A 9,588-nucleotide genomic window follows, 5' to 3' on the forward strand; every position below is an offset into this window, starting at 1 on the left:
GCTCACCACTCATCCCACCTGGTTCGTCGCCGCGGACAGCGAAATCACGGAGCCGGATGCGGCAGGAAAGCTGCAAGATGCGCATCGGGCGGAGACACGTTGGAACATTCGGGGCATCCTTCGGGTTTTGTCGACTCTGACAGAGGATCCTCAACGTGGTGATCCCGATCACTAGACGATAAGGCGGCCTGGATACGATGTCAAGACTTCTGCATACGATGTCAAACGGCGGACGATACGTCATGAGGGAGCGCGCGAAGCACCTGGGTGCGTCAAATCTGCACTTGGACCGGATCCACCAGATCACCGTCACCCTTGCCGAGTTGGAGACGCGCATTAATGATGTGATGGAACCTTTTTCCCTCATAAGTGTGTTCCCCACCGGCAGACAACTGGCGTCCCAGGCCGGAGTACGTCCCGGGCGTAACGAGTCCGCCGGGCATATCAAATCCGCCCACACCCGGCCTGGAAATGCGCATCTGAAAGCAGCCCCCCGGCATCGAACATTACGACCGCACCGACACCGAACGATCCAAACAGCCCCTGCTGCGGCGGATGGAATGCCTCGGCTGCGAACCCATCCTCGCCCCACTACCCGCAGGCTAAGAACGACTGTTTTCCTGGCAGTTCAAACGTAGGGTCCGATCATCGTTCCGTCGACCGCTCGTGATGTGTGGCACCCGCCGGGATCGCTGCGATGTCTGCCTCCGGCTGGGCCAGAGGCAGACGTCGAGCGTCCCGTGAGCGCTCCTCGGTGTCGCGCTGAGTTACAGCAGACCTCCACGCTCCCACCGAAGAATCCGGAGGCGGCGACGCACTGCATGGGTGTTTCGGAGCGTGTCATTGGCCTGTTCTCCGTGCGTGGAATCAAGGGCCACACACGACCGTGATCCTGGCACGATGCACCTCCCCGGATGCATCTGCTCGCGAACCCCCACACGCCGCATCGCCACCACCGTGGCGATGCGGCGTTCAGATGGCCGGGACCAGCTGAGTAAGAACGCTGGGATCGGGTCGCCTGCTCGCGCAGCCTGACCGGAGACGACGCATCCGTGACGATGTGTCGTCTCGGTCCTACGGTGCGGGCGTCGCCTCGCGATGCGCTCCGACAAGAATGGACACCAGGACCGCGGGCTCCGTGCCAAGATTTCGCCAAGCGTGGTTAGTGCCTCGCTGCACCACGCAGGTCCCAGGCGTCAGCGTCTCGCGCCGACCCTCGTCCAGCTCCAGCACCAGCTCTCCCTTGATGACGCACAGGTAGTCGATCGAAGCCGTCGCATGGAAGGCCGCGTCGCCAGTCTCTGGATCGACCTCGTGCGAGTTCGCGATGCCGAGATGGTCTCCAGAGGCCGTCGTGCCATCCGACCGATCGGTGGCCCAGGAATCAGGTGGGATGGAGAAGACCGAGAACCGGGTCCCTCCAGGACCTGGGAAACCGGGAGATCGGACGGGAACAGCCGGGTCGAGCAGGCTGGCACCTCCATCGGGCGTACCCCAGATCTGCCACAGGGTCCCCGTGCGTTCCTTGGTCTCCGTCAGCGGTGTCCGCACGTGGATCGGCTCCACCGTGTCGACGGTTCGAAAGGTCGAGACCCCGGCCTCGTCCACCTCGGTGATGACGGCTCTGAATGATTCAAACACCTGTGTTTCCTCCAAGAAGTAGTAGGTAGATCATCGTCACGTGACACCGTTCGTGTCTCGGACTCTTGGTCCGTGATGACGGCAGCCTGCGAACCGCCGTGACGAACGGTCCGGGCAGGCCAGCGAGGTGGCCGACCGATTGCGCTTCCCGCAGGTCCCGCAGTCGGCCGGCCACCGCTGGTCACTTCAGGGTGCCTAGCGCAGTCAAGAAGCGGGGCAGGTCTACCTTGTCGGCACCCTTGCTGTAGCCCTCGAGGATCTCCTCCGGAGACTGCGATTCATCCGCCGGCTCTGTCCCCACGTTTTCGACAGCCACATCCATGGCCTTCTCCAGGGTTGACCGCCACTCCGCGATGAACGCCTCAGGATCGGTGACAGCCGAGGGCGCGGACTCGATGAGCTCCTTCTCGACGTGGTTTTGCTGGTGCTTGTGCAGCACCTCGTTCAGCGGACGCGCATCGACGATCGTGACGCCCTGGTCCTCAGCGCCCTTGGCGAAGGCCTTGTAGCCATCGAGCCCGGCCGTGAGCGCACGTCCGACGTAGTTGACCATCGCGGTCTCCATGATCTCGTGGACTTGGGCGGGCAGGCTGTCCCACGTGTCCTTGTTGACAGCCACCAGCGTGGACGCCGCAGCACTGGCGTCGACGGGGTGGTAGTACTTCGCCACCTCCCACAATCCCAACGCGGCGACTGTCGTGGGGTCCGCCATGTTGCAGTCGATCACGCCGCGCTGAAGTGCCTCATAGACACCTCCGCTCGGCAGCGTCACGGGTGCGAAGCCCATGGACACCGCCTCGGCCGACCAGACTGGCCCACCGACACGGGCCCTGACACCCTGCGCGTCCGCAGCAGAGGTGATGGCCTTATTGCAGATCATTCCGACGTTCGTGGCCGAGTTGTGCCCGCCCAGGAGCACGAGGTTGTGGCCCTCTGCCTCCTCCCGGATGGCTTCGGACGTGGTGAAAGTGTGCTGCAACGCAGCGCTCCCCTGGAGAAAGCCGTGAGGGGTGGCGCTGGAACGGAGCGACTGCATTCCGGTGAACCAGTTGACGACCGGCAGCTCCTCGGGATGGCGCGTCGCGAAGATCACGCCCATGTCCGCGACACCCGTCTCGACACCTTTCAGGTCCTCGGTGTCGGGCAGCAGGGAGCCTGAGAAGTAGGGTTCGATCGTCACCTTCCCGTTCGTCTTCTCGGCGACCTCGTCCACGAATCCCTGCACGGCGACGCCCGTCGGATGCGCTGCAGGGGCCGCGACGTGGAACGAGAGCGTCACCTTTTCCATCTCGTCGAGAGACCCAGTGGTACGCTCTCCACCCGACCCCCCGCACGCACTCAACGTCAATGCCAGTCCGGCCGTGGCGATCAAGCCGAGGCAGCTCCTCGTCTTTCGCAGGTGCATATGGTTCTACCTCTCTAGTACTCCGGAAGAAATCGCGACGAGATGATCGAGGTCCGATCAGAACGCCAGCGGCTGGGCTTCTTTGCCCACGCAACCTCCGGGTGAAGGATGCGAGCACTGTGACGTGCGTCATCCTGGATGCTAGACCGCTACTGAATACGATGTCAAGGGTGGTGAATACGAAGTCAGCGGACGCACTAGACTCACGAGGGATGCGACGGCGGCGAGGTCGTCCGCGCTCCAGCGCGTGAGCTCGGTGCCTTTCGGAAGCATTGACGGCAGGAACCCGCTAGTGTTCCTGGAGGGTGAAGTGCACGGGTCGGGGGCACTGTGAGCTGTCGACCGTCCCGCAGCGGAGGCCACCCCTGGAGTGGTGGAGTATTCGGCTGGGTTGTCCTCGCCATGGACGTTGGTGAGCCACCGCGCGATGGCTCAGTGAAAACCGATCGAAGCTATTCACAGACACGAGCGCACGACCCTTCTATGGTTCGTGTCAACTAGTGGGACTCAATCGTTGCGTTGATCTGGCGATGAATCTGACTGGCGATGTAGCGCTTGAGGAGGCGTCGAATTTCGCGTGTCGACTTACCCTCTACCAGCCGGCTCGGGTTCTGCCGCTTCCCCGTCGCGCACTGGCGTCAGAACTGGTCCACAAACCCGGTGCTTATCTCCAGTCTTCCGAGCCGCGTCTTCGATGTCCGGCAGGAACGTTTGGCCGTTTTGATTGCCGTGGTGGACATGGTGATCTCCGGTGTATCCATTTCGGAAAGTGCTGAGCGCGGTCGATGGATCGCCGAACACGGTGAAGGCGTATGCGCACGATTTGAAGGACTTCTTCGTCTTCCTTACGTACCGGGGGCTGGACTGGCGCCGGGTCACGCTGGAAGACGTTGGAGCTCGTTTTTCCAGCATCAGGCGCGGCACGGGTTGGATCTGGGAAATCTGCTGGTGACGTGGGCGGCGCCGGGCGGCAGATCGGCGTGGAAGCCGTTTTTGCACCGCATCAGCAAGGGACGTCCGCAGCAGCGCCGGGAAATGGCTTTGAAGGCCCCGGTTAGGCCCGAAACCGGCCGAACGCCCGCCACGGGCCTTGCCGAACAACCCCTCTGACAGCTGATCGCCCGGCCCGGGTGAGACGACAGACATGTGGAGTGACCCGCTTGCCGGCTATGAGTAACACGAACGGAAACATTTGTGCGACCCCTGACTTGAGATTTGCGGCACCGCTCCAGCCCCCAGCAGCACCCGAGGCTCAACATCTAAGGGCGCAGCCTCAGAACGCCCTCTGACAAAACCACCTACATATCAGCCGGAAGCCGAACGTGGGTCGTCGACATGTGCGTCGAACGCCGCGTTGATCATGTGTGCTTCGTCCCAGTCACGGTCCGAGACGGATTTGCCACCCATTTGTGGTAGCACTGCTTCGAGAAGGCGAGCACCCGGCAGGCCACCACGACGGGCACCCGGAACGGGGCGCCTTTCGCGGCAAGGTCACGGACCAGCGGGTACATCTTTTGGGGGGTTGTGCTTGCGAGAGACACGTCACGGCGCGCCGCATCGCCGCGGCCTCCTGCTCGAGCAGGCAGATCCGTTTGAGTAGCTTCCCGTAACGCCGCCGCATCATCCGCTGTACCGCCAGGCGACGCCGCACAAGACCACGCTCGTGGACTTCGGCCTTCTGCAGCCAGGTCGCCAACGCTGACTTGGAGACTCTGAAGTCCTCCGCGATCTGCAGCTGTGTGACGCCGCCCTGCTGGGCCAGCGCGATCACGTCACGCGTGAACTCATCCGTCTTTAAGGTTTATTGGAAAAGGAAGTTCTCGTTCATTTCCTCCGTTGTATCCTGCGGCCGATTAGGAAATCGAACGAGGGCCTGAGGGGCGCACGACGTTGAGTGCGAATGTGGTGAACGCGTCCTCGACCTCGGAGCGGTCCAGGCGGCCTCCGTCACGGAACCACCGGGCGATTGAGAACAACGAGTCGCAGATGAACTGCTGGGCCATTCTTGGATCGGCGTCGTAGAACGTTCCGCTGCTCATGCCATGGTGGATTACCGCTGTCCAACGGTTACGGAAGTCCTCCTCCAGTCCCTTGAGCTGCTTTGACGCGCCGAGAGTGAGGCTTGCTCGTTCGCTTTGAAACATGATCGCCGCGGCGGCGTACTCGCGCAGGGTGTCCAGTGACACTCTTACCAGTGCCTCGAGTTGTGCTTCTGGAGTTTGCGCCGCATCGACCCGCTCGTCGAAGCGTTTGAGTAGAACTTCAAGAAACCCGACCAGCAACCGCTCTATGACCTGCTCACGGGTCTCGGCCCAGGCACGTGCCTCGAAGGCGTTCAGGCCCAGCAATTCGGCGACTTCTTCGGCGAGTTTGGCCGAGGAGTCATCCGCTGCGGTTGCACCCGCACCCTTTCCTGGTGACGGGTCCGGCAGGTGCACCTGCCCAAAGCGGCCACGCAGGAACGTCATTGGCAACTCGTCGGACTCAACGTTGAGGTCAATTACCCGGCCGACCACGATCTCGTGATCGCCCGAGTCGAAGACCTGCTCGATCGTGCAGTCGACCCATGCGGTCACGCCGCTCAAAATGGGGGATCCGGTCGGGGCCGGCCGCCAGTCAGCACCCTCGAACTTCTTCCCGTCGCGGGCGGAGAACTGACGACTCAGTTCTCCTTGGCTGGCACCTAACACGTTCACGCAAAACGAACCCGATGATTGGATCTTTGGCCAGCTCGTTGATGACTTCGCGGGCATGAACGAGACCAGGGGCGGGTCCAGGCTCAAAGAGTTGAAGGTGCCCACCACCATGCCCACAGGCCCACTGCCGGGAACGTCGGCGGTAACGATGGAGACCCCGGTGGGATAGTGACCGAGGACGTTCCTAAAGAGATCTCCGGCGATTGCCGGCGCTTCGTTTCCCATGAGATACCTTTCGTCGTGAAGCGATTCGAATCACGCTTCGGAGGACTGACTAGTTGGGGATAACTGGCCAGATACTTGCGTCCTCACGAACGCACCGATCTCGTCCAGTGCCTGCTGCCCCTGGGGCAGGAACGATGAGAACAGAGGCCAGACGTGCACCATGTCGGCGTACTCTTTGTACTCGACATGCACGCCTTCGCGGCGGAGCTTAGCGGCCAGGTTCCGCGAGTCGTCCCGAAGGACTTCCCTGCTTCCCACGAGCAACAGCGTGGGCGGCAGCCAGCTAAGATCCACCAGCATGGGAAACGCTGCCGGAGCCTCTTCCGGTCCCCGACCATCGAGGTAGAGTGCCGCGTTCCGGCGGGTACCCGTTTGCGCGCAGAGCGGGTCGATGCCTGCCAGCTCTTGGTAGCTGGGGTTGCTGACCGTTAGGTCAACGAGCGGCGAGACCAGGACGATGCTTGAGGGAACGGGTGTCCCGACGCGGTGTAATTCCACGAGAGAGCTCAGTATCAGGCCCCCACCCGCGGAGTCTCCAATGACGAAGCATGCCCGCGGTCCGACTTCATTGATCGCCGCGGCAAGCACGTTTCGGGCATCCTGGACGGCTGCCGGGAACGGGTGCTCCGGCGCGAGCCGGTACTCGACCACGAAGACCCGCGCGTCGATTGCCCGGGACACCTCGGCGGCAAACGCGCAGTACCCCTTCGCCGAACCCATGACGTACCCGCCGCCGTGCAGCATGACACCAATCCGGTGCTCTGAAGCACCGGCCGCTTGTACCCAGTACCCGTCTACCCCGCCGTAAGTCGCTGCAGTGATGGATGCCTCGTGCCGGATGGGCAGCTGGGCCAGGACCGCCTCAAATCCTTCGCGCTGGTCTTCCAGGGTCGCTCCGCGCTCGGAAGGTATCGCTTCTTGGAACATCGTCACTACGCGGTCGACCAGAACGGCGGTGTCGGCGTGGGCAGGTTCTGCAACTTCCTGCCCGTGTTCTGGAGCATTCGAGTACCAGTACACCGGCTCGGCGATGACCACGGGCTGATCGAGATCATCAAGGGTTACGACAATCTTCAGCGTCACGCGTGTGCCGTCGCCTTTATCGGTCGCGTCGAGCATCGAAGCGTGGAGCCGCAGCCGCGAATTGACCGGGATCGGGCGCGTGATCCGCACCCGTTCACTGCCGTAGATCAGCCCGAGGGTTACGCCCTCCACCTTGAATATCCGGTCAATCAGGCGCGGGATCATCGACAAGACAAGGTCGGCGTGGACGAGCGTCCCGCCGAACCGGCTGCTTTCTGCCCGGACAGGGTCGGTGTGAATCCAGTCGTCGCTGCCCGTCAAGGCGGCAAATTCATCAATCATTGCCTGCGTTATGACGGGCCCGTCGGCGCTTCCGAGGTCATTGCCGACCTGAGATGCGAACTCGTCAATGCTGGCGAACACTCGAGGGCTCATACACTCTCCTTGCTCGGTGCGTAAATGATATTCCGCTCCTGGAGCGCCTGAGCTTCTTCAGGCGCGAACCCGATTTCGTCCAGAAGTTCCAGCGTGTCTTCCCCCAGCCGCGGCGGGCGGTATGAGGCGACCCGATCCCACGCGCTGGAACGGTACGGTGTCGACGGCAGCCAGTGCGGCTCGGTCATGTCGTTATCAACCCAGGCAAAATCTCCGTAACCGCGCAGTTCAGCGTCACCGACGATCTCCAGGTGGGAGCGCACCGGCCCGGCAATGATGCCCGCTTCACCCAGCAGCTTCGCCCACTCCGCCCGCCCCTTCCGGGCAAAGATCGGCGCGAGAACGTCCTTGAGTTCTTTCTTATGGGCGATTCGATCCGCATTGGTGACGAAACGAGGGTCGTCATGGACCTCGGGAATCGCCAGGAGGTCACACAGCTTCCTCCACTGATCCGGATAGTAAGCGACCACCTGCAAATATCCGTCAGCGACGCGGAACATATCCGTCGGAGCACCCAGAGCACCAGCAGTGTTGCCCCCACGTTCAACCTCTTCACCAAAACGCGAAGCGATCGCGAACGCAGAACTCTGCACATAGGTCGCCACCTCGAACAGTGACAGACGCAGGTGAGCACCCACCCCCGTAGAGGTGCGCTGGAGCAGGGCAGCGAGGATAGCCTGGCCAATGGCAAGCCCGGTGGCCGCATCAACGACCTGGATACCGACCTTATACGGCTCGCCTTCCTCAGGCCCCGTTATCGCCATCAGGCCGGACTGGGCCTGCAATACCGCGTCAGTGCCTGGCAAGTTCCTTCCAGCACCGTCCGGGTTATACCCGGACAACGACGTGTAGACGATACGGGGATTCAATGCCTTTACCGCCTCATAACCGAAACCGAGCCGATCCATCACCCCGGGCCGGAAGTTCTGCAAAAGAACGTCACTGGTCGCGATAAGCCTTTCGATGATCTCGCGACCCTCGGGGGTTCTGATGTCTACCGCAAGCGCACGCTTGCCGCGGTTATACGCGGCGAAAATAGCGGGAATCCCCACTTCCGGACCCACACGCCGCCCCAGTTCACCCTCCGGGCGTTCGATCTTGATCACCTCGGCCCCGAGATCTGCGAGCATCACACCGGCCGAGGGACCCGCGATCAGCTGTGTGAAGTCCAGCACACGGTGTCCGGCCAGCGGACCTTGAATCATTTCGTTCGGCATTTCTCTGGAGTACCCTTCATCGACCTTGAAAAGACGGCATGTCGTTCTTCTGGATGAACGCGTTACGGGCGAGCTCGTGATCCTTCGTTGACCACGCATCACGCTGGCTCTCAGCCTCAAGCTGCAACGCCTCGTGGACGCTCGAGGACAAACTCTCATCAAGCATCCGCTTGGTCAGACCCAGCGCAACAGTCGGACCAGCGGCAAGTTGCCTGGCAAGTTCCATCGCACGTCCCAGGACAGCCTCCGGCGCGCAAAGCTCAGTAACAAGTCCCCACTGGCTGGCTTCCTCGGCCGTCAACCGCCCCTTGATAAAGGCAAGTTCCTTGGCCCTCGCCGCACCCACCAGGCGCGGCAACGTGTATGACACTCCGAAATCGGGCACAAGCCCAATACGGCTGAAAGCCAAAACGAAATCCGCCTCCCTCGACACCACACGGAAATCGCAGGCAAGAGCCAAACCCACACCAGCCCCGGCCGCCACAGCATTAACCGCCGCAATCGTCGGCTTAGCAAGCCGCAGCAAAGGCAAAACGATAGTCTCGTGCAATTGACGCATCGCCTTGTCCGCCGCATCCGGAGACTGCAGCTCATGCATGCCCTTAACATCGCCCCCGGCACAAAACGCCTTACCGGTTCCCGTGATCACTACACAGCGAACCTCAGGCCTGGAAGCCTCAACGAGCGCTTCACTCAGTGCAAGCTTCATCTCAGTCGTCAAAGCATTACGGTTACCGTCCCGCACCAACTCGATCAAAAGCACAGACCCGTGCCGCGAAAGTCGAAGCTGCTCATCCGACCGGACTGTCGTACCACTCACCGACATGTCATGTTCCTCTCTCCATTGAGCATAGATATGGCTGCCCGCGGCGCACGCGGGTGCAGAGCGTTCCCAGAATCCACCGCGGAACGGTGCTGCAGACTGGAACGGCTCATGACACTAACT

General features: G+C 61.9%; 8 protein-coding genes. 2 read left to right on the top strand and 6 right to left on the bottom strand.

What is annotated here, in order from left to right; translation table 11 throughout:
* Positions 1-347: 347 nt before the first annotated feature.
* On the top strand, positions 348-638 hold the full coding sequence (locus tag BMX78_RS23895) for a transposase (RefSeq protein WP_502686321.1): 291 nt from the start codon (positions 348-350) through the stop codon (positions 636-638).
* A 436-nt stretch (positions 639-1,074) separates the two neighbouring features.
* Here BMX78_RS23895 and BMX78_RS22210 read toward each other — a convergent pair whose 3' ends face one another.
* Both BMX78_RS22210 and dctP read right to left on the bottom strand, forming a co-directional pair.
* Entirely contained in the window at positions 1,075-1,641 is a 567-nt protein-coding gene (locus BMX78_RS22210) for a cupin domain-containing protein (protein ID WP_170850923.1), read from the bottom strand.
* Positions 1,642-1,822: 181 nt separating this feature from the next.
* Entirely contained in the window at positions 1,823-2,920 is a 1,098-nt protein-coding gene (gene dctP / locus BMX78_RS22215) for a TRAP transporter substrate-binding protein DctP (RefSeq protein WP_170850924.1), read from the bottom strand.
* A 786-nt stretch (positions 2,921-3,706) separates the two neighbouring features.
* Between dctP and BMX78_RS23900 the strand changes: the two genes are divergently transcribed.
* On the top strand, positions 3,707-4,156 hold the full coding sequence (locus BMX78_RS23900; RefSeq protein WP_502686320.1) for a hypothetical protein: 450 nt from the start codon (positions 3,707-3,709) through the stop codon (positions 4,154-4,156).
* Between the two features lie 743 nt (positions 4,157-4,899).
* Here BMX78_RS23900 and BMX78_RS22225 read toward each other — a convergent pair.
* From BMX78_RS22225 to BMX78_RS22240, 4 genes are read right to left on the bottom strand one after another with little or no spacing between them, the layout of a single operon-like run.
* Entirely contained in the window at positions 4,900-5,967 is a 1,068-nt protein-coding gene (locus BMX78_RS22225; RefSeq protein WP_091424704.1) for a flavin reductase, read from the bottom strand.
* A 30-nt stretch (positions 5,968-5,997) separates the two neighbouring features.
* On the bottom strand, positions 5,998-7,425 hold the full coding sequence (locus tag BMX78_RS22230; RefSeq protein ID WP_091424706.1) for an alpha/beta hydrolase fold domain-containing protein: 1,428 nt from the start codon (positions 7,423-7,425) through the stop codon (positions 5,998-6,000).
* The gene (locus BMX78_RS22235; RefSeq protein WP_170850925.1) at positions 7,422-8,642 is read right to left on the bottom strand and encodes a CaiB/BaiF CoA transferase family protein; all 1,221 of its coding nucleotides are present in this window, start codon (positions 8,640-8,642) and stop codon (positions 7,422-7,424) included. The genes BMX78_RS22230 and BMX78_RS22235 overlap by 4 nt, the downstream gene beginning before the upstream one ends.
* Before the next feature lie 16 nt (positions 8,643-8,658).
* Complete coding sequence (locus BMX78_RS22240; protein WP_091424711.1) at positions 8,659-9,468, bottom strand: enoyl-CoA hydratase/isomerase family protein; 810 nt, start codon at positions 9,466-9,468, stop codon at positions 8,659-8,661.
* Positions 9,469-9,588 lie beyond the last annotated feature (120 nt).

This window comes from Arthrobacter sp. OV608 (assembly GCA_900110595.1).
In the GTDB taxonomy this organism is placed as follows: Bacteria; Actinomycetota; Actinomycetes; order Actinomycetales; family Micrococcaceae; genus Arthrobacter.

What these genes read in the sequence shown, in the direction of transcription:
- BMX78_RS23895 (WP_502686321.1), top strand. Translation starts at nt 348, where the DNA reads ATGGAACCTTTTTCCCTCATAAGTGTGTTCCCCACCGGCAGACAACTG.
- BMX78_RS22225 (WP_091424704.1), bottom strand. Translation starts at nt 5,967, where the DNA reads ATGGGAAACGAAGCGCCGGCAATCGCCGGAGATCTCTTTAGGAACGTC.
- BMX78_RS22230 (WP_091424706.1), bottom strand. Translation starts at nt 7,425, where the DNA reads ATGAGCCCTCGAGTGTTCGCCAGCATTGACGAGTTCGCATCTCAGGTC.
- BMX78_RS22235 (WP_170850925.1), bottom strand. Translation starts at nt 8,642, where the DNA reads ATGCCGAACGAAATGATTCAAGGTCCGCTGGCCGGACACCGTGTGCTG.
- BMX78_RS22240 (WP_091424711.1), bottom strand. Translation starts at nt 9,468, where the DNA reads ATGTCGGTGAGTGGTACGACAGTCCGGTCGGATGAGCAGCTTCGACTT.